General features: G+C 60.8%; 18 protein-coding genes and 1 tRNA gene. 9 read left to right on the top strand and 10 right to left on the bottom strand.

Annotation, left to right across the window (positions count from 1 at the left end; translation table 11 throughout):
• The first annotated feature begins 335 nt into the window (after window positions 1-335).
• The gene (locus ACVWY1_RS08885) at window positions 336-1,223 is read left to right on the top strand and encodes a hypothetical protein (RefSeq protein WP_023631032.1); all 888 of its coding nucleotides are present in this window, start codon (window positions 336-338) and stop codon (window positions 1,221-1,223) included.
• Between the two features lie 67 nt (window positions 1,224-1,290).
• Here the strand turns inward: ACVWY1_RS08885 and ACVWY1_RS08880 are convergent, their stop codons facing one another.
• A complete protein-coding gene (locus ACVWY1_RS08880) occupies window positions 1,291-1,998 on the bottom strand; it encodes an SDR family oxidoreductase (protein WP_258599896.1) in 708 nt (235 codons plus the stop codon).
• A gap of 76 nt (window positions 1,999-2,074) precedes the next feature.
• Between ACVWY1_RS08880 and ACVWY1_RS08875 the strand changes: the two genes are divergently transcribed.
• A complete protein-coding gene (locus tag ACVWY1_RS08875) occupies window positions 2,075-3,031 on the top strand; it encodes a bile acid:sodium symporter (protein ID WP_457378139.1) in 957 nt (318 codons plus the stop codon).
• Here ACVWY1_RS08875 and ACVWY1_RS08870 read toward each other — a convergent pair.
• Both ACVWY1_RS08870 and metE read right to left on the bottom strand, forming a co-directional pair.
• On the bottom strand, window positions 3,028-3,546 hold the full coding sequence (locus ACVWY1_RS08870) for a histidine phosphatase family protein (RefSeq protein WP_457378138.1): 519 nt from the start codon (window positions 3,544-3,546) through the stop codon (window positions 3,028-3,030). The two genes, ACVWY1_RS08875 and ACVWY1_RS08870, sit on opposite strands and share 4 nt — an antisense overlap.
• Before the next feature lie 135 nt (window positions 3,547-3,681).
• Window positions 3,682-5,985, bottom strand: a complete 2,304-nt coding sequence (gene metE / locus ACVWY1_RS08865; protein ID WP_457378137.1) for a 5-methyltetrahydropteroyltriglutamate--homocysteine S-methyltransferase — start codon at window positions 5,983-5,985, stop codon at window positions 3,682-3,684.
• 301 nt (window positions 5,986-6,286) lie between these two features.
• On the opposite strand from metE, the gene ACVWY1_RS08860 reads away from it, so the two are divergent.
• The 3 genes from ACVWY1_RS08860 to ACVWY1_RS08850 all read left to right on the top strand — a co-directional run bounded on the left by ACVWY1_RS08860 (window position 6,287) and on the right by ACVWY1_RS08850 (window position 9,870).
• Entirely contained in the window at window positions 6,287-7,774 is a 1,488-nt protein-coding gene (locus tag ACVWY1_RS08860) for a methylenetetrahydrofolate reductase C-terminal domain-containing protein (protein ID WP_457378136.1), read from the top strand.
• Between the two features lie 169 nt (window positions 7,775-7,943).
• Window positions 7,944-8,726, top strand: coding sequence for a hypothetical protein (locus ACVWY1_RS08855; protein ID WP_102682135.1), 783 nt, complete (start codon window positions 7,944-7,946; stop codon window positions 8,724-8,726).
• Between the two features lie 547 nt (window positions 8,727-9,273).
• Window positions 9,274-9,870, top strand: coding sequence for a transglycosylase SLT domain-containing protein (locus ACVWY1_RS08850; RefSeq protein WP_214500582.1), 597 nt, complete (start codon window positions 9,274-9,276; stop codon window positions 9,868-9,870).
• Between the two features lie 144 nt (window positions 9,871-10,014).
• On the opposite strand, the gene ACVWY1_RS08845 is transcribed toward ACVWY1_RS08850, so the two are convergent.
• From ACVWY1_RS08845 to ACVWY1_RS08815, 7 genes are all read right to left on the bottom strand, one after another.
• Window positions 10,015-10,245, bottom strand: a complete 231-nt coding sequence (locus ACVWY1_RS08845) for a hypothetical protein (RefSeq protein ID WP_046854186.1) — start codon at window positions 10,243-10,245, stop codon at window positions 10,015-10,017.
• On the bottom strand, window positions 10,238-10,375 hold the full coding sequence (locus tag ACVWY1_RS08840; protein WP_167659510.1) for a hypothetical protein: 138 nt from the start codon (window positions 10,373-10,375) through the stop codon (window positions 10,238-10,240). The genes ACVWY1_RS08845 and ACVWY1_RS08840 overlap by 8 nt, the downstream gene beginning before the upstream one ends.
• 473 nt (window positions 10,376-10,848) lie before the next feature.
• A complete protein-coding gene (locus tag ACVWY1_RS08835; RefSeq protein ID WP_457378135.1) occupies window positions 10,849-11,838 on the bottom strand; it encodes a DUF4238 domain-containing protein in 990 nt (329 codons plus the stop codon).
• Window positions 11,839-12,320: 482 nt separating this feature from the next.
• Window positions 12,321-14,837: a S8 family peptidase gene (locus ACVWY1_RS08830; RefSeq protein ID WP_457378134.1), complete on the bottom strand. Its 2,517-nt coding sequence runs from the start codon at window positions 14,835-14,837 to the stop codon at window positions 12,321-12,323.
• 41 nt (window positions 14,838-14,878) lie between these two features.
• On the bottom strand, window positions 14,879-15,904 hold the full coding sequence (locus ACVWY1_RS08825) for an AAA family ATPase (protein ID WP_110700041.1): 1,026 nt from the start codon (window positions 15,902-15,904) through the stop codon (window positions 14,879-14,881).
• A gap of 315 nt (window positions 15,905-16,219) precedes the next feature.
• Window positions 16,220-16,295 (bottom strand) — tRNA-Thr (locus tag ACVWY1_RS08820).
• Between the two features lie 58 nt (window positions 16,296-16,353).
• Complete coding sequence (locus ACVWY1_RS08815) at window positions 16,354-16,764, bottom strand: pilin (protein WP_038706807.1); 411 nt, start codon at window positions 16,762-16,764, stop codon at window positions 16,354-16,356.
• Between the two features lie 226 nt (window positions 16,765-16,990).
• Here ACVWY1_RS08815 and ACVWY1_RS08810 point away from each other — a divergent pair, with 226 nt between their 5' ends.
• The 4 genes from ACVWY1_RS08810 to yacG are packed head-to-tail and all read left to right on the top strand — an operon-like array spanning window position 16,991 to window position 19,888.
• Complete coding sequence (locus ACVWY1_RS08810; protein ID WP_457378133.1) at window positions 16,991-18,199, top strand: type II secretion system F family protein; 1,209 nt, start codon at window positions 16,991-16,993, stop codon at window positions 18,197-18,199.
• A 2-nt stretch (window positions 18,200-18,201) separates the two neighbouring features.
• On the top strand, window positions 18,202-19,068 hold the full coding sequence (locus ACVWY1_RS08805) for a prepilin peptidase (RefSeq protein WP_457378132.1): 867 nt from the start codon (window positions 18,202-18,204) through the stop codon (window positions 19,066-19,068).
• Window positions 19,068-19,691, top strand: coding sequence for a dephospho-CoA kinase (gene coaE / locus ACVWY1_RS08800; RefSeq protein WP_038706809.1), 624 nt, complete (start codon window positions 19,068-19,070; stop codon window positions 19,689-19,691). Before ACVWY1_RS08805 ends, coaE begins: the two co-directional genes overlap by 1 nt.
• Window positions 19,688-19,888, top strand: a complete 201-nt coding sequence (gene yacG, locus ACVWY1_RS08795) for a DNA gyrase inhibitor YacG (RefSeq protein ID WP_011535705.1) — start codon at window positions 19,688-19,690, stop codon at window positions 19,886-19,888. The genes coaE and yacG overlap by 4 nt, the downstream gene beginning before the upstream one ends.
• Window positions 19,889-19,955: the final 67 nt, after the last annotated feature.

Raw genomic sequence — 19,955 nt, 5'->3', positions numbered from 1 at the left:
ATGGACCGCAGAAGCGGCCCCGAAGACCTGTTGCCCACCCTGAACAATCGCCATCCACAAGCACTAGTTGTAATTAATAGTGCGGCTTTAAAGAGCTCATAAAAGAAACAAACATATTCAAATGAACACTTAACGTCTCATCAACTTAACCCCTCACGATAAGCAGCTGCGCCATTAATTCGAATTCTCTCGCCAGCGCCCCCTACTTTCCGACTGCCACCAAAACAGCACTTTGACACTTTCAAGGCGCCCTCTAACCTGTGTCAGGCACTCCCTGAACTGCTTAAGTTCGAGCGCAATCGACCCTATAAATAAATCTGCTAAAGGGATTTGACATGCACGCTCCAGGAGCAATTCCATCGGAAAAAGAAAGTGCCCACGCCTGGCTGACGGAAACCAAGGCGAATGCAAAATCCACCGCGCTGCGCGGCAACATTTTCGCGCAGGACTACAACCGCCAACTGCTCACGGCGACTGGCCAATCCATGCGCAGCGGCGCGGATGCCATCAACCCCTTCTTCAGCCCGGCCAAGGGCACGGCGACCGGCAGCTATGCCAAGGATGCGGACGCCAACGTCAGCCCCGGCAGCGCACCAGTGAGCATCTACGAAGGCCTGCAGACGGCCATCGACATTGCCCGCCGACGCTCCGGCTACAACCCACTGGACCAGCCGACCGACCAGAAGCCGAAGTCCGCCGGTGACCGTGAGCACTTCATCGCCTTCACCCAGCAGATCGCGGAAATCCCGTTCCTTTCCCTGCTGGCAGCGCAAGTCACGCAGATCCAGCAAAAAAGCCATGACGCCAACGCGCTGGTCGACTCATTCGTCAAAGGCTTCATCGGCCTGAAGAACCAGGATGTCGAGCAGATCAAACAGTCCCTGAGCAGCCTGGTGAATGCGGCACTGTCCTATTCCGAGCAGACCGAGCGCCAGTCGAACTTCAACCAGAACATCCTGCAAACCGGCGACAGCGGCTCGGTGAACTTCATGCTGTACGCCAGCGAATTCACCATCAAGGCGTCCAGTCACAAGGGCACCATCACCTTCCAATCGTCTTACACCTTGTCCCAGGCGATCTACCAGCTGTCGGTGGAAAGCTGGAACAACGTCAAAGACGTGTTCTCCAAACAGCAGAAGACCGATACCCAGCAATGGCTCGGCGATACCACCACGCAAGTGCGCGAAGGCTCAAAACTGCGGGCGATCTGCCTGGTCAGCTGAGACCTTCGCCCAGGCCCGACGGGTTCTCCTGTCGGGCCTTTTCAGCATCAGTGCGCGCCCTCGCAGCTCAGAAACGCTCGTCGCGCAGCGCGGGCAAGGTGATGTCGCGCACATAGCTGGCCGAGGACAGATTCAGCATCATCCGGCACACCTGCACCACATCGTGCAGCGGGATCAGCGCGCCCTCGCCACGCCGTTCGGCCTCGGCCAGCGGCACGTCCAGGCCATCCTCGGTGTTCAGGTAGCCCAGGTTCAGGCAACTCACCCCCAGGCCCTGTTCGCGGAAACCTTCGCGCAGGCTTTCGGCGATGCCGCGCAAGCCGAACTTGCTGGCGCCGAAGGTCACCTCCGGGCGACCACTGCCCGGCAGGCCGGAGGTGGAACCGGTGAGGATGATCCGTGGTCGGGCACTCTGCAGCAGCAGCGGCAGCAGGCGCTTGATCAGCAGCAGCGGCGCGGTGATGTTGGTGTCGACCATGCGCTCGATCTGCGCCTCGTCATCATCGAGGAAGCTGTAGCCTTCCTCGAAGGCCCGCGCCTCCCAGATGCCGACGTTGTACACCAACACGTCCAGCCCACCGTCTGCCACCGCCTCATGGATGATCGCCGCGGCCTGGCGCGGCTGGCCGAGGTCGGCCTCGATCCACTGCGCCGCGCCCGGCAACGCCACAGGCCTGCTGCGCGACACACCGATCAGCGTATCGCCATGCCCACCCAGGCCCTGCACCAGCGCCTGGCCCAATCCCTTGCTTGCACCGACCACCAGAATTCTCATCGAATCACTCCCTATGGACTGCGCCGGATAGTACCCTGCCTGCCCCAGTAATCCAGTCGGAAATGCCAGGCCGCCCGTGGACAGAGCGCAACTCGAGCAAAACCAGATCCCCCTGTACTTCATCGCCGTAGCGCTGGCCGCCGTGCTCGGCCTGCTCGCACCCAGCGCCGCCGGCGCTCTCGAAGCGCTGGTGACTCCGGCCATTGCCGTGCTGATGTACGCGATGTTCCTGCAGATCCCGTTCCTCGACCTGCGCGCGGGGCTTGGCAACCGGCGCTTCATGGGCGCGCTGCTGCTGGCCAACTTCGTACTGGTGCCGCTGCTGGTGTGGGCTGGAACCCGCGGGCTGACCGAGCACCCCGCCGTGCTGGTCGGCGCCCTGCTGGTGCTGCTGACACCGTGCATCGACTACGTGGTTGTGTTCACCCACCTCGGCAAAGGCGACGCGCGCCTGACCCTTGCCGCCACGCCAGTGCTGTTGCTGGTGCAACTGGCGCTGCTGCCGCTGTACCTGGCGTTGATGCTCGGCGGCGCCGGCCATGTGGAGATTTCCGTGGCGCCATTTGTCGAGGCCTTCGTGTTGCTGATCGCGCTGCCACTGCTGCTGGCCGTCGCCACCAGCGCCGGGGCGCGGCGCTCTGCGCTGGTTTCGAAGTGGAACGATGCCTGGACGTGGCTGCCGGTGCCGGCCATGGCCCTGGTGCTGATCGCGGTGATCGGCTCGCAGATCGGCGTGGTCGCCAGCCGGCTGGACGACCTGCTGCCGGTAGTGCCGGTGTATGTCGGCTTCGCTTTGCTGGCGCCGCTGCTCGGATGGTTTGCGGCGCGGCTGTTCAAGTTGTCCACAGGCGAGGCCCGGGCGGTGACCTTCAGCGCCGCCACGCGTAATTCGCTGGTGGTGCTGCCGCTGGCGTTGGCGCTGCCTGAGTCGATCCGGGCGTTGGCGGCAGCGGCGGTGATTACCCAGACGCTGGTGGAGTTGGTCAGCGAGCTGGTCTACGTTCGTGTTGTGCCGGCGTTGGTGCGGCGCTAGGCCTGTCGCACTCGCCACTGACCGTAATGACTGAAACGCACACTGGCCAGGGGCTGCACATCGATGCGGTGGAAGGTGTGCAGAGGCGCGCCCAGCGCATGCAGCATCGCGGCGCGGATGACGAAGGGGTGGGTGACGGCGATCCATTCACCCTCGCCCAGGGCGCTGTCCATCCAACGGGCAACACGCTCGCACAGCGCGGCCAGCGATTCGCCGCCGTGAGGCGTGGCATGGGGGTCGCTCAGCCACGCCTGCAACGCGGCCTCATCCAGTTGCTTGAGCGGCTGACCTTTCCAGGTGCCCAGGTCGCAGTCGCGCAGCCCCTCATCAACCGTCGCCCTCAGGCCCTCGGCCGTCTGCCGGGCGCGCAGCTCCGGTGCGCTGAGGTAGCGCACCGCCGGTTCAGGCACAAGCGAGGGCAACTCCAGCAACGGCTCACTATCCAGAGCGAAACGCCCCACCCTTTGCGCCGCGGTGCGGGCGTGGCAGATCAGGGTGAGGTGGATGGGCTTCATGGCAGGGCTTCGGCAGGGATATCCGGGCACTCTAGCCGAAGTCCGGGGAACATGCGCGGGCCCAATCGCGGGGCAAGCCCGCTCCCACGACGCCGAAATGAACCTACGTGGGAGCGGGCTTGCCCCGCGATGGGATCAGGCCGAAGCGCGCAACTCGCGGGCAGCGGCGACCATGTTCACCAAAGCTGCCTCGGTCTCCGGCCAGCCACGGGTCTTCAAGCCGCAATCCGGGTTCACCCACAACCGGTCAGCCGGGATCCGCTGGGCGGCCTTGCGCAGCAGCTTGACCATCTCCTCCTTGCTCGGCACCCGCGGCGAGTGGATGTCGTACACCCCCGGGCCGATCTCGTTCGGGTAGGCGAAACGCTCGAACGCCTCCAGCAGCTCCATGTCCGAGCGCGAGGTCTCGATGGTGATCACATCCGCGTCCATCGCCGCGATCGACTCGATCACATCGTTGAACTCGCTGTAGCACATATGGGTGTGGATCTGCGTCTCGTCCCGCACGCCCGAGGCACACAGGCGGAACGCCTCGGTGGCCCATTCCAGGTAGCGCGGCCAGGCGCTGCGGCGCAGCGGCAGGCCCTCGCGGAAAGCGGCCTCGTCGATCTGCACGATCTTGATGCCGGCGGCCTCCAGATCGACCACTTCGTCACGAATGGCCAGCGCCAGCTGGCGTGCCTGCACCTCGCGGCTCACGTCCTCGCGCGGGAACGACCACATCAGCATGGTCACCGGGCCGGTCAGCATGCCCTTCATCACCTTGCGGGTCAGGCCCTGGGCGTAGGTGATCCAGGCCACGGTCATCGCCTTCGGGCGGCTCAGGTCACCGAAGATCACCGCTGGCTTCACGCAGCGCGAACCGTAGCTCTGCACCCAGCCGAAACGGGTGAATACGTAGCCGTCCAGCTGTTCGGCGAAGTACTCGACCATGTCGTTGCGCTCGGCCTCGCCGTGCACCAGCACGTCCAGACCGAGGTTTTCCTGGATCTCAACGGCATGGCGAATCTCGCTGTGCATGGCCTCGATATAGTCGGCCTCGGTCAGCGTGCCCTGCTTGAACGCCTGGCGCGCCAGGCGGATGGCCGCGGTCTGCGGAAACGAACCGATGGTGGTGGTCGGAAACGCCGGCAGCTTCAGCCCGGCGCGCTGCTTGGCGATGCGCTGCTCGAAGGCCGAGACGCGCTGGCTGTCGGCAGGCTTGATAGCCGCAACGCGGGCCTGCACCGCTGGTTTGTGGATACGTGGCGAAGCGGCGCGGCTGCGCTGGGCCTCATTACTTTGAAACAGTGCGACCAACACATCTTCAGCTGCGGGCTGGTTGATAGACTTGGCGAGCAACGCAACTTCCTGGCACTTCTGCACAGCGAACGCCAGCCAGCTTTTCAGTTCGTCATCGAGTTGGTCTTCACGGGTCAGGTCTACCGGGCTGTGCAACAGCGAGCACGACGGCGCCACCCACAGGCGGTCGCCCAGGCGCTCATGGGCATGCCCCAGCACCTCCAGCGCCTTGTCCAGGTCGCAGCGCCAGACGTTGCGGCCGTTGACCACGCCCAGCGACAGCACCTTGTAGGCCGGCAGGCGGTCGAGGATGGTCGGGTACTGGTCCGGGGCACGCACCAGGTCGATGTGCAGGCCATCGACCGGCAGGTTGGCGGCCAGGCCGAGGTTGTCTTCGAGGCCGCCGAAGTAGGTGGCGATCAGTTTTTTCAGCGGGGCGCGCTGGAGGATGTTGTAGACCCGCTCGTAGGCGTTCTTCCAGTCCTGCGGCAGGTCGAGGGCGAGGATCGGCTCGTCGATCTGCACCCACTCCACGCCCTGCACCGCCAGGCGGTTGAAGATCTGGTCATACAGCGGCAGCAGGCGGTCGAGCAGGTCGAGCTTGTCGAAGTCGGCGCCCTTGGCCTTGCCCAGCCACAGGTAGGTCAACGGGCCGATCACCACCGGCTTGACCGCATGGCCCAGGGCCCTGGCCTCCTCGACCTCCTCGAACAGCTGCTCCCAGCTCAGGGCGAATTGCTGGTCGGCGCTGAACTCGGGGACCAGGTAGTGGTAGTTGGTGTCGAACCACTTGGTCATCTCCTGGGCGTGGGCACCACCGCAGCAGCTATCGCTTCGGTCCGTCGCCACGGCGCCTCGGGCCATGGCGAACAGGGTCTGCAGGGTCGGCTTGGCAGCGTCCTTGGCACGGAAGCGTTCGGGGATCACGCCAAAGGTCAGCGAGTGGGTCAGCACCTGGTCGTACCAGGCGAAGTCGCCAACCGGCAGCAGGTCGATGCCGGCGTCCTTCTGCACCTGCCAGTGGGCGGCACGCAGCTCACGGCCCACGGCGCGCAAGCCGGCTTCGTTCAGCTCGCCCTTCCAGAACGCTTCCTGGGCTTTCTTCAACTCACGGTCGCGGCCGATACGTGGGAAACCCAGGTTGTGTGCCAGTGCCATGTCGTGGTCCCTCGATCTTTTTAAAATGAATGAGGGCAATTCTGGGCTGCGGTTTAATGTGAGACAAGCTCATTAAATTTGAGATGAACTCAAGATTTGTTCATAGTGCCAATTCCTGTGATGAGCCATTACAGCCATCGAAGTTGTTGCAGGCTTCGTGGGAGCGGGCTTGCCCCGCGATGACGTCGCCCCAGGTGACCCAAATGTCTCAATCAACACACTCACCCGCGCAATCAGACATGCCAACGCCGCCCACCTGTCGCACACTGCCACCCTGCCCCAACCCGGTAGCCCACACGCCATGAGCCTGCTGAAAACAACCCTGGACGCCAACGCCTTCGCCTGCATCCTGGAGTTCGTGCCCAAGCCCAGCGCCGAGCGTTTCGCCACCCTCGACACCCTCATGGCCCGCACCCAGCTGTGCGGCTGGCCGCTGACCGTGGCCATCGGCGACCGCGTCGGCAGCGCCCTGGACATGTCGCCGCTGGACGCCTTCAACAGCCTGGCCGAGCCCGTCCCCACCCTGCTGCACTTCTCAGGCAAGGACCGCGAGCGCCGTGAGCTGCTGGCGCAATTGCAACGCATGGACGCCGCCGGCCTCGACCAGCTCCTGCTGCTCACCGGCGACCGTCTGCCCGGCCACGTCCCGGGCGAGCGCCCGGTGCGCTACCTCGAATCCGTCGCCGCCCTGCAGATCGTCCGCCAGGCCCGCCCGCACTGGCTGCTGGCCGCCGCGCTCAACCCGTTCAAGTACCAGGAAGCCGAAGGCGGCGCGCAGTACAGCAAGGCCGAAAAGAAACTCGCCGCCGGGGCCGACCTGTTCATCCTGCAGCTGGGTTTCGATATCGACAAACACCAGGAAGCCTTCGACTGGATGCAGCGCCAGCCCCGCCCCAAGCCGCTGATGGCCTGCATCATGGCGCTCACCGAGGGCCGTGCCGGGATGCTCGATCACGTTGCCGGGGTGACCGTCACGCCATCGATGCGCGCACTGCTGGCCGCCGAGGCAGCGGTTTCCAAGACCTACGCCAAGGAGCGCGCCAACCAGCGCCTGGCCTTGCAGGTGATCGGCCTGAAGTTGATGGGCTATGCCGGGGTGCACTTGTCCGGTATCCACGAGGTGGCGCAGTTCGAGGCGCTGGAGCAGGCCATCAGCGCACTGCAACCGCAGTTCACCTCACTGGAAGACTGGACCCCGGCCTGGGAAGCGGCCTGGCAGGAAGCGGACCTTGAGCCGGTCACCTTCCATCCACCCGGGCACGCCTGGCGCCTCGGGCAGCGGCAGATCACCGCCTCCAACAAGGAAAAGGTTCGCTATCACCTGCTGTCGGCGATACACCACCAACTGTTCAGCCGCACCACCGCCTTGAGCAAGGCCTTCGGCTGGGCCGTGACCCGGCCACTGTGGGCCAACCCCACGGCGGCGCAGTGGCTGCATCAGCTGGAGCGGCGTATCAAACGGCCGATGGTGGGCTGCGATACCTGTGGCAGTTGCCGACTGGAGGACACGCTGTATATCTGCCCCGAGACCTGCCCCAAGGGGCTGGCCAACGGGCCGTGCGGCGGCACCCGCCTGGACCGTTGCGAGTTTGGCGATCGGGAATGCGTGCACAGCGCCAAGTATCGGCTGGCGGTGAGCGTGGGCAGGACCGAGGTGTTGCGTGAGCGGCTGATCCCCTGTGTGCAGGTGGAGAACCGGCAGCGCAGTTCGTGGCCGGTGTGGTTCGAAGCGGCCACCTCGAAATCGCCCTCCCGGCAGCCCGACGTCGCTGCGGAGTTCAACGAGTAATACGCCTATAGCCATGCGCATTGTCCGTCGGAAAAGTCACTGACCGAGCAGCAAACGAAGTACTGGCATTCCTCGCCCGCTCCCGGCTCGAACCCTGCGTTTTACCCAAGGTATACTCCCGCCCCGTCGCGCCCAGAGTGGCGCGTAGCCTTCATGCGCAGGATGCCTTATGTCAGTTCAGCAACACGTTACCGCCGCCGATACCCTCCTCACCGCCACACCCGAGCCGCTCAGCCGCGCCCTTGAACAGGTGCGGCAGGCCGAGGCCAGCCTGCACCAACGCCGGCGCCAGGTCACCCTGGCATTCATGGGCGTGCAAGCCGCCTACTGCGCCTATCTGATGCTCAAGTGGATCTGGCAGGGCCATTACATCGGCGGGCCGATCTATGCCGTGTTGCTCTGGTGCCTGTTGTGGCTGCTGTACTACCCGGTGTCGGTACTGTGGTACCCCCGCCAACGCGCGCTGGACAAGGCCTGGCGCACACTCGATGCGGCGCGCATGGAGCATGGCAAGGCATTCCTGGCCAGCCAGGCCCTGGGGCCATACCGCTGGGTGTGCCGCGGCGGGCGCATGCTGGCGGTGTTCCCCGACAGCCACGCGCTGTATGTGCTGGCCCCGGAAACCGGCGAGTGCCACGCACTGATGGATGCGCCACGGGTGGTCAAGCAAGTGCGCGTGGACGAACAGGCTGTCACCCGCAGCACTACCAAGACCACCACCAAGCACGGCTGGCGCAACGTCTACGCGTTCAACAACCATTTCGGCATGATCGGCGGCGGCAAGTCCCGCTCCACTTCGACCACCACCCACGACACCGTGCGCACCTTCACCCTGCACGTGCAGTTGCAGAGCGCTGGCCAGCATCCCTACTGGCTTCAGCTGCCCTTTGCCGCCGACTGGCAAGAGGCGCGCAACTGGCAGTTGCTCATCGAGCAAGCGACCGGGCGCTGAGCGTGCCTATGCCGCCCCACCTGCCGGGGCGGCCTTGTGCCGCGCCTGATGGCATTGGCAGACCGTCATGCCCGGCTGCCGCGCCAACACCACGATGACCGTCCGCCGACGCAGCGATGATGAACAGCCGCTCAAAGGCCACGGCAGATCGATGCCGTTGAGACTTTTTAACAATCATTAGCAAGGTTCATAAAGTTGGCCAACTGCCGCGATTGCTACGGTGCGCACCCATTCGAAGCTCCGCCACTTGGGCCTCCCGCCCCAAGCGGACGCACCTTGGAGACACCCTGCAGCCGAGCAGCCACTTTCGCGGCATGGTCGCATCTGTCGGGGTGATAACGGCTACCTGAGCGTCGCGTATGAAGAGTATTGCTCCTGTAGGCTTGTCACTGCAGGGGCTGGGATCGAATGGCTTACGCCACCTCACTGCAGGGCAGAGCAAAAGCTCGGCATCGTGTGATCGCCCGCTGATTCATCTGCATCTCAAAAGAATGTATAAAGCGTCAGCGCCCTGCGACCCCGACGTCCGCACAAGGAAACCCCCTCCATGCTTCGGCTCACCCTGCCGGCCCTGCTCCTGGCTGTAGCCGGCTGTGCCACCAAGCCCCCCGCCAACCCCGAGAACCTCTGCGAGATCTTCCGCGAGAAGCCGAAGTGGCACGAGGCGGCGTTGAAGATGCAGGCGCGCTGGGGCGCCCCGGTGCAGGTGCCGATGGCGATGATGTACCAGGAGTCCTCGTTCAAGCACGACGCCCTGCCGCCGCGCTATTACTTCCTCGGCTTCATCCCCTGGGGCCGGGTGAGCACCGCCTACGGCTACGCCCAGGCCAAGGACGAGACCTGGGCCGACTACAAGCGCGAAGCCGGCGGCTGGGGCGCCGCCCGCGACGACTTCGCCGACGCCCTCGACTTCATGGGCTGGTACATGCAGAAGAGCCAGCGGGTGAATGGCGTGTCCAAGTGGGACGCCTACGGCCAGTACCTCAATTATCACGAAGGCTGGGGCGGCTACCGCAACCGCAGCTACGACGCCAAGCCGTGGCTGAAGAACGTGTCGCAGAAGGTGCAGGCGCGGGCGTCGGTGTTTGGGGCGCAATATCGGAGTTGTGAGCAGGAGCTGGCTCGGGGTGGGTGGTTCTGGTAGGCGCTGATTCGGGGGTGATGAAACACCGGGCGAGCGATGCGTTGCTGACCGGGCACGCTCTTGCAAGACGCGATGGTTCAGGTGGAGTCCGCTCAGGACACACCCCGCAACAGGGCCGCAAAGCGGCCCCGATGATGTGCAGCATCAGCCTGTAGAAACACCCTCTTCTTTCATTACCTCCAGCTTGCCGAACTGCTCGCTGGCCAAGCGGCTGATGATCCGGATCGCCTGGTGAATACCCGCCGTGTTGCGGAAGCTCAGTTGCGGGTTGTGCTCGCACTCGAGCACCTCGTCATGCTGGACCAGCGCCTCGCCTAGCAGTTCGAGGGTCCAGACGTAGCTTTGCAGGGTAGACATGCGTTCATGGTCAGTCATGGCGCACCTCGCGATTGGCGCGCTCGGCGAGGGATTGGCTGTCGATCGGGTAGAACGTTGGGGATGGGGTGGCCGCACGGGTTGGGCGGCGGAGAGCGGATGCGAGGATCCTCAGTATCTTGGTGGTCATGCATGAGTTCCTTTCGTTGTGGAACTGCCACCGCTCGCGGCCAAGCAAGTTTAGGTGGCAGCAGTACGCGGGTTGGCCGACCGGGACGAAAGGGGCCCGGCACACCCGAAGGTGTCCCGCGCACCACCGCCATGACGCGACATCGCGGGCACAAAAAAAGCGCCTGCGATGAAGACTGGGCGCTGTTGCGCCTTTCGATTCCGACCGGCCAAGGTCGCGTCGCCGATGCTTCGGCGACGGAGGGAATTTATGCCTTGGGGGCTGCTAATGCAAGCTTGGGAAGGCTGGGAAAAGGCGATGGATGCTGCGGGCAACTGCCTACACTGCAGAGAATGGTTAGTGGACCTGTACGGGACAGGCCCAGCCTGCAACATTGAACCTGAACTGGTGGCAGACGGACAGTGCGTAGGCAGGAGCCGAGAAATACTCCTGCGGAACAAGAAAACCGAGAGACACTTCAGAAATCGTCGGCTCTATGTACCTAGAAAGGCATTCCTGTATCTGCTGCCAACGAGCTTACTGTAAGGCTTTATAGCTTCCTTTGAATCCCCAATGATATGCTTCAATGACTGCGCAGCAATTTTTGCATTAAACTCATCAGCGACTGATACATCTATACTCTGGCGACCCGATGCGAATCGTTTTGACTCACAGACAATAAAGGCCACTCCGGGAGATATTGGATAATAAAAGTCAACTTTCTCTGGCTCCGTGAAACCAGCCTCGCTAATCTGTGGATAAACATTCACGATAGGTTGATCAGACGTGATGAAAGGTTTACCACTACCGTTTATCAACAATGCGTGCGTGGAAGAATTGAGTCGCCTATATAGATTGGCCCCTATATTCATACCATACATATAGCTAATAAACCACCAAGCATGTGACATGGCTTTAGACATAGCCTCGTCGACCTCAGAGGTCATAGCTATTCTAATTGCAGCTTCACGACATGTCTTAGTTCTGGCGAACTGATGCCCCATGAAAAGCAGTAGTTCCCTCATGCTTTCCGGATCGTTCAAAACTTCAACATCCCCATCAGCGAGAGCAGATAGTTTTGCTTGCGCCCCCGCTTCATACGATGAGTGCAGATTCTCAAGCATGTTGCACTTTAAAGCATGAAGAGCATGATTGATCTTATCGTCATCGACGTCTAGCTTTCGGTATTCCTCCTCAAGCCGCTGGACAGTTATAAAATTATCCAATGACTCCATATGGACCTTCTGCATAAAATCAGCCGACCGTCTTGATATATACTTTATTACCTCAATATTTTCATCACTCAGGTGCGTGATTTTATAGAAATAGTCATCTACCACGATTCCCCTAACGCTATCGTATGAGAGCTTTCCTGTTTTGCTTGTATAGTGTACGTTGTTGGTTCCGTTTCCCCATCGCAAAAGATAATTGGCCCATACATGATGCTGACGCCTTTTGGCCTCTAGATCTTTAGAGTTTCTCACAGCACCTCCTACTGGGTACTAGTTTGCATATCCGAACAGCAGCAGAAAATGACATATTTATTTCATGGTGCTCATTACCTTTCTACTCACCAGGGAATAAATAAATCACCTTATACCACACCATCAACTTTCACTACCATTATATATTATTCACGTGACGCAATCGGCCTACCAAATAGTGCATCAAAAGCAAGCTCTGCCTGCTTTCTCACAAGAGATGAACTACCTGGCATCTTCAGAACGACCCTTGGTGAGACCGTCCGCAAGCAGCCGCATCCGATCATGAACAGGTTCTCGATGTCTTCTACGATTCTAGAGACAATTAATACATTTCGATTGTTAGCCTTTACGATCCAGCGGTGCTCTTTTAACTCTCCACGTATCCGTTCGACGATGTTGCGCTGCAAGTAGCTAGGTCGACCCTGCAGTCGGCCCAAGGCAGAATTGGGTTGCGCTTGATTCACGATGAATAATGGTGGAAATTAGCTCGTCCCAATGCTTATCTCAGTGTCTACCGGCGTTGCAATAATATTCGCGATTTCTGTGTATAGATCCACGTCCTCACCATCAGAGGATATAGAAATAATCAGGCTATAACGGGTTTTAGTATTGCATTTTCCCAGATGGGGCCGATATCGCCACCAGCCGGAAACCGGATAAATAGCAATTTTATCCCTTGAGGCCAAGTCAATCGCTGGACCGATCCAGACGTCACTGTGTACTGAGCCTGCGGAAATGCTTTTGGGACCGAATACCCACCTGTTATCTGGCTCTGGTTGTGGAGGCTTTTCCGCCATCGACTCAAGCTTGTTGATTCGATGCCGGAATGCTGCTTCGGTCTCGGATTTCTTCTTGAGGTCAAATCGAAGCCCAAAGGATTGATACCTAGCTGGGATCACTTGAGCCATTTCTCCTGGGCTAGGCTCGATGAAGTACGAAAGAGTGATCTTCAGTTGGACGGTCCGGTTTTCGAGGCGTTCTAGCTCTGTTTTCGGCCATGGCAGATTGTAGTAATGCACCTCTTTAAAGTGCGGGTCTCCAACCTCTCGACTCTTTGCGTTGAGGTCTCTCGCAAATGGTTGAATACTAGTCTCAGCAATCAGGGCTAAGTCGTTTTCTGCAGATGCCAAGGCGCGTGATAGCTGTGGAACGCCATAACCGATGTGACGGGCGAGAGCGATTCGCTGCCCTTTGCTCTTGCATTTCCTGAATCGCTCCATCATGACGGGCGTCCACTGCGCGCTATGAATAATCAGTGCGCGCACCGTTTCTGGCCACATCTGTGGATGCACAGCCATGATTGTCGCAGCCAATCCCGCTGCTTGTGCGGTAGCAGAGCTGGTGGCCCAGAACTCCTCAATAGGCCGCTGATTGACATCTTTTCCGGTTGTTAAGAGTGACAATGCAGGAATACCGGAAATTATCTCTGCCCCGTCAGGACTGATCGCCTTGTTGCCCGCCTCGAAAACCACTTCTGGCTTAATTGGGGTTCTGGAGTGCTCCCAGTCGATTGATGCTCGGCTATAGGGGCTATGATCGCCGGCCCGCGCCACTGCGGACCACCCCTCATAGCCTGGTTGATCGTGAAGGTCGACTTTGTCAGTGAATCCACCGACCGCCAACGCGTTCCATGATTGAGCAGGGTCTTCAATCGGGAAGTCATAGGGGTCAGCCAAATCTTCAGGGCTGTTGGAGTCAGGGATGTTACCCGCTGAAATTATAAAGAGTCGACGCAGACCATATTCTCCGTTCTCCCCGAAGTCCCCCACCATCGAGCCACTACAGACCTGATCAATAGCGGAGCTCCATGTTGTGGGTCGCTCGCCTGATACGTCTTGGTTCGAGACCGCCATGCAGAAAACGCGATTTCGCAGGGGCTCCTTCGTTTCTGCCAAGCTCACTGCTGACTGGGTAATGAACCCGTAGCTCGAAGGGTCATTTCTCTCCCAGCCAGCGGGCGGTAGGAATTTTACCGATTCCAGTTTTGCAGTTAGTTCAATAAAACTTTCATCTGCCAGCGCGTAGCTAAGGTCCCCATATAGCGCTGCACCAGCCATATTGGTTCCATGGCCATGGTGGTCGTGCACTCCCCACTCTGACCTAACTGCTTGGCAATCGTCAGCTGCAAGCGCGGGCTGAATAAGGGGGTGAGCGTGGTTAACGCCATGATCTAAAACGCAAATCGCGGGGCTTTCGCTATCAGGTGGAATCAGCCTATCTGCTAGATTAGACGTCCATTCTGACTTTTCCCGGGATGTTTGCCGGGTAAAGAAATAGGGGTTGTCGGTGGCTTTCCTGAGCTCTTCTAGTCCGTCCGCATTCGCTGCAAGAATTGACATTTCAAGGGTATTTGCATAGACGAGTAATACTTCTGTATCCGGAAATATTAGCGAGTTCTCGCTGACGCGAATTTTTAGATTGTCAGCGACACGTCGGACGTGATCCGCCTTCCATGCTGCACACCAGCACTCCCACCAAAGTGTGGAAGATAAGGAGCTTGGGAACGGTCTGGAGTCTGTCCATAAGGTCTCTATGTCCCCGATGGAAAGGTTTTCAACGGATGAGAATTTAGTCTCATTTTTTGGCTTCCCAGACTTGGTCTCTTCTTCTGCATATTCCTGCAGCTTTAATTCAAGAAAGTCCATGGCATCGTGAGGAACGTAGAGCGCTCCGAGTGTTGAACCGTCCTCGAGGACTCGGAGGGCTGAAAGCCGTATATTTTGTTTTTTCCAGTTTAGATCTGGAATGGGCGATCCCGCTTCAAGCTCAACTTCTAAGTACAACGCTTGGGGGGAGTCGCTGATATTGTCTGCAAAGAAGGCGTTCTGACCGCTTCGTGCGGCAGTAAACGCAAGAGATAACCTTTCGCGGAGGCGGCTGCCATGGCCTTCCTCTCGTGTTTTACCCGCGTTGCTCAGGTCCTTATCTCGGCGCTGGTAAGGGCGATCCACCCTGAATTGCTCAACTCTGAAATGCGGAAGCTCGTAAGACGACGCCATTCTGGATATTTCCCTAATCCAAAGTTATGCATGCTGAACACCTAGCCGGGGCTTAGTCCTGACATGGTTTCTTTCAGGGTGTGGCGCTCTTTTAACGCCCTGACTATTGCTTCAGTTGTCGCGTGCTTATCACCTTGGAGGATGACGTCTTTGATAATCTCAGAGGCCGCTCTAGTGATTTCTGCTTGGCTGAGACCCTTGGCAGCGGCTATGAGTTTCGCCCAAGACACTCTCTTCGGCAAATAGACATGCATTCGCATCTCAAGTACTTCCTTAATGCCATTCGGATCAGGCAGAGAGTACTCGATGATGTCATCGAACCGCCTGAAGAGGGCGCGATCAAGAAGCTCGGGATGGTTCGTTGTGGCTAGCACGAGGCTGTCTGTACTGTTTGTTTCCTCAAGGAACTGAAGGAACGAATTGAGTACACGACGCATTTCACCTACGTCGTTATCAGCGTTCCGTCGCCCACCAATAGCATCAAACTCGTCAAACAAGTAAACCGCGCGAACAGATGCAATCTGATCGAATATCAACCGTAGCTTGGATGCCGTCTCGCCCATGAAGCGTGTGATCAGGGCATCGAGGCGTATGGTGAAAAGCGGCAGCTGTAACTCACCGGCCAAGATCGATGCTGTTAGGGTTTTCCCCGAGCCTGGCGGACCTACAAGCAGGAGTTTTGAGCTCGGGGCCAAACCATGGCTACGTAGCTTGTCTCGCTGACGCTGTTGATGAATGAGGCGGGTAAGGCGGTCCCGCTTGAGGTCATTAAGAATCAGGTCTTGCAGCTGAGACCTTGGATAGCTGACAGATAGCAGGGACTCCAATTCGCCTCGCGGCTTGGAGATTGGAATCGCAACATGCTGATTCGGCCGAGAAGCATGTCCTTTGAATGGAGACTCGCGTTTACGAGCGCTCTCAACAAGTGCTTTGAGCTCATCAGCAACATCAAGTCTGCCACGGCGTGCTTCAGCAGCGGCCACTTGCAAAGCGATGGAGAGAAATTGCTCCTCATCTCCTTGGTTATGGCTGCTCAGCAGAGCAATGATTTGTTGGGCCGTAGCCATCGCCTTCCCTATCCTTCAATGGGCTGCCGGGTTAGCGACCCAGTTTAGTCGATCGGCTATTGGGAGCCTAGCTACGGTCATCTGAATTCTCTAAAACCGGCCGAGCCGCTACGGCTCAACCACTGGGTGGCTGCTCAGATCAAGGCCGAAATCTCCCCCGCTCAACCTGTCCACGAACGTACGCGTGTGCCTGTAGGGGGGATGTTGAGCAGGCTCAGGGAGACAAAACGAGACAGACAGACACAACAAAGCCCGCACTAGGCGGGCTCTGCTGGGCGTTTCGTAGACAGTCATAGACTTCTGGAAACTGGTCTCTGGTGCCGGAGACAGGAATCGAACCTGCGACCTTCGCGTTACGAGTGCGCTGCTCTACCGACTGAGCTACACCGGCGTGTTGCGCAACGTACCACTGCCATGTCGGTTACGCAAACCCCTGTTTCACCTCACTTTCATTGCACCGTGCAGCCATTGGGCGCGAGGTCTTCCTCTACCGTGGTCACGCAGCTCCAGCCTGCCTGGGTACGGGCCAGGGTCACGGTCTTGCCCAGCACATTGGCCGGTGCGTCGGCCAGGGTGCAGGCGATGCTGGCGGTGCCGTCGGCGGCCTTGCCGCTGGCGGTGATCGCGCAATGGGCGGTGGCGGGCTGGCCGCCGAGGCTGGCGACGTCGGGTACGTCCTTGCCGTCGTTCAGGCGCACGTCCATCGGCGTCTTCAGCGCGGAGATTTCCAGCAGCGCGGCGGTAGCCTTGGCGCGGGCCTGGTGGTTGGTGTACATGGGGATGGCGATGGTCGCCAGGATGCCGATGATCGCGACGACGATCATCAGTTCGATCAGGGTGATACCTCGTTGCCCTTTCATGAACGGTCTTCCTTCGTGATACGTGGAGGCGCGGCGGGCGCTTTCATCGTGGCGTGCCCCGGCCGGCAGGCGCGCAGTAGGCCTGAACCGACACCTTTTGTCACCCCTGCGCGGCGGGGCGTCATCTTCGCTGGACTACTCTAGTGAGCCACAGGGAAACGCGCCCGGCAGCAGTCCGGGCAAGCTGTTACCGGGCTTTTCGCCCCCGCGCAAAAGGACTCTCGCCATGCCTGCTTCCACCCGTCTGTACGCCTGGGAAGGCGTCGATGCCAGCGGCACGCCGCAACAGGGCCAGCACATTGGGCGCAGCCCGGCGTTCGTGCAGGCGTGGTTGCGCCAGCAGGGGATTCGCGCTACGCGGGTGCGGCTGGCGGGTGGGCTGCGCTGGCGCTGGCCGCAACGGGCGGGCAAGGCGGATGCGCCGGGGTTCAGCCGCCAGCTGGCGACCTTGCTCACGGCGGGGGTGCCGCTGTTGCAGGCGTTCGAGGTGATGGCGCGTAGTACGGTGAACGGCGCCATGGCGGCGTTGCTGGCGCGGTTGCAACAGGATGTGGCGGCGGGGTTGGGTTTGGCGGATGCCTTGCAGCGCCATCCGGGGTGGTTCGATGCGCTGTACTGCAACCTGGTGCGTGTGGGCGAGCAGTCGGGCACGCTGGACCGGCAGTTGGAACAGATGGCGACCATGCTGGAGAAACGTCAGGCGCTGCGGCAGAAGGTGCGCAAGGCGATGCTGTATCCGGCGCTGTTGCTGCTCACGGGGCTGGGGGTGGCGGCATTGTTGCTGCTGGAGGTGGTGCCGCGGTTCCAGGGGTTGTTCGCCAGCTTCGACAAGGCGCTGCCGGCGTTCACCCAGTGGGTGATCGATTTATCCACAGGGCTGGGCAATCACGTCGGGTGGTTGGTGCTGTTGATAACTGCACTGGGGTTTGGCATGCGGGCGTTGTACCGGCGGCATCTGCCGGCGCGCCTGTGGATATTGCGCGGGGTGTTGCGGGTGCCGGTGGTGGGCACCTTGCTCGGGCAGGCGGCGCTGGCGCGATTTGCCCGTAGCCTGGCGACCTCCTATGCCGCCGGCGTGGCGTTGCTGGATGCGCTGGCCACGGTGGCGCCGGTGAGTGGCGACAGCCTGCACGAGCGGGCGATCCTCAAGTTGCGCCAGGACGTGGCCGGCGGCATGGGGCTGCAGCAGGCGATGGAGGCGGATGCGCTGTTTCCGCCGCTGTTGCGCCAGCTGGTGGCGGTGGGCGAAGCAAGCGGCACCCTCGACCGGATGCTGGACAAGGCCGCGCTGCATTACGAAGAACAGGTGAGCCAGGCGCTGGAGCAGTTGACCACGCTGCTGGAGCCGGCCATCGTGCTGATCCTCGGGCTGCTGGTGGGGGGCCTCGTCGTGGCGATGTATTTGCCGATCTTCCAGTTGGGTAGCCTGATCTGAACATGAATGCCTGGACCGTAATCGTCGATCATCCGCCGTTCTTCTATACCTTGGCCGCGGTGCTGGGGTTGCTGGTGGGCAGTTTTCTCAATGTGCTGGCGTATCGGCTGCCGATCATGCTTGAGCGCCAGTGGCAGCGGGAGGCGCAGGAGGTGCTGGGGCTGCCGCAGGCCGAGCATGAGCGCTTCGACCTTTGCCTGCCAGCTTCGCGTTGCCCGCACTGCCAGCGCCAGATCCGTGCGTGGGAAAACATTCCGCTGCTGAGTTACTTGGCCCTGCGCGGGCGTTGCGCCGGATGCAAGGCGCAGATCAGCCTGCGTTATCCCCTGGTGGAGCTGGGCAGCGCCCTGCTCTCGCTGCTGGTGGCCTGGCATTTCGGGCCGGGTGTCGAGGCGCTGGGGGTAATGCTGCTGACCTGGGGGCTGATCGCCTTGAGCCTGATCGATGCCGAGCACCAGTTGCTGCCGGATGTGCTGGTGCTGCCGCTGTTGTGGCTGGGGTTGATCGTCAACGCCTTCGGGCTGCTGGCGCCGCTGAGCGATGCGCTGTGGGGCGCGGTGGCGGGTTACCTGAGTTTGTGGTCGGTGTACTGGGTCTTCAAGCTGATCACCGGCAAGGAGGGCATGGGCTTTGGCGACTTCAAGCTGCTGGCCATGCTCGGTGCCTGGGGCGGCTGGCAGATCCTGCCGCTGACCTTGATGCTGGCGTCCTTGGTGGGGGCGCTGATCGGGCTGGCGCTGGTGCGTTTCAAGCGCACGCAAATGGGCGCGGCATTGCCTTTCGGGCCTTATCTGGCCATTGCGGGGTGGATCGCATTGCTCTGGGGTGATGAAATAGTCGCCTCATACCTGCAACTGCTTGGAACCTGATGAGCACAGCGCCCTTCACACCCTGGATTCTTGGCCTCACTGGCGGCATCGGCAGCGGCAAGAGCGCCGCCGCCGAACGTTTCGTCGAACTGGGCGTGCACCTGGTCGATGCCGACCAGGCCGCGCGCTGGGTCGTCGAGCCGGGGCGCCCTGCCCTGGCCAGCATCGTCGAGCGCTTTGGCGCCGGCGTGCTGCAGGCGGACGGCCAGCTCGACCGTGGCGCCCTGCGCCAGCTGATCTTCGCCGACCCGAGCCAACGGCAATGGTTGGAACAACTGCTGCACCCGCTGATCGGCCAGGAGATCTTCAGCTACCTGGCCAAGGCCGAGACGCCCTATGCGGTGTACGTTTCGCCGTTGTTGATCGAGTCGGGGCAGCACCAGAAGACCCAGCGCATCCTGGTGATCGACGCGCCGACCGAGTTGCAGGTGCAACGCACCTTGGCCCGCGACAACACCAGCGCGGAACAGGTGCAGGCGATTCTCAAGGCCCAGCTGGCCCGGGAAGAACGCCTGCGCCATGCCGATGACGTGGTGGTCAACGATCGTGACCTGCAATCGCTGCACGACGAGATCGACCGCCTGCACCACTTTTACCTGACTTTACGAGGAGGCCAGCCATGAGCCAGCCGATGACCGTTGATTGCCCGACCTGCGGGGCGCCCGTGGAATGGGGCGAGAAGAGCCCGTTCCGGCCGTTCTGCTCGGACCGCTGCAAGTTGATCGACCTGGGCGCCTGGGCGGCCGAGGAGCACAAGATCGCCGGGGCGGAGGAGTCCGAGGATGAGCTGTATTCGGGGGATCTGGAGCCGCGGCACTAAACGGATCGCGCAGCCTTAACAACAGCTGCTGCTTGAATCCTGGGGCCGCGTTGCGGCCCATCGCTGG

This window comes from Pseudomonas sp. TE6288, from assembly GCF_054062095.1.
Note: the sequence above shows the minus strand (reverse complement) of the source record. Positions and strands in the feature narration are given on the sequence as shown.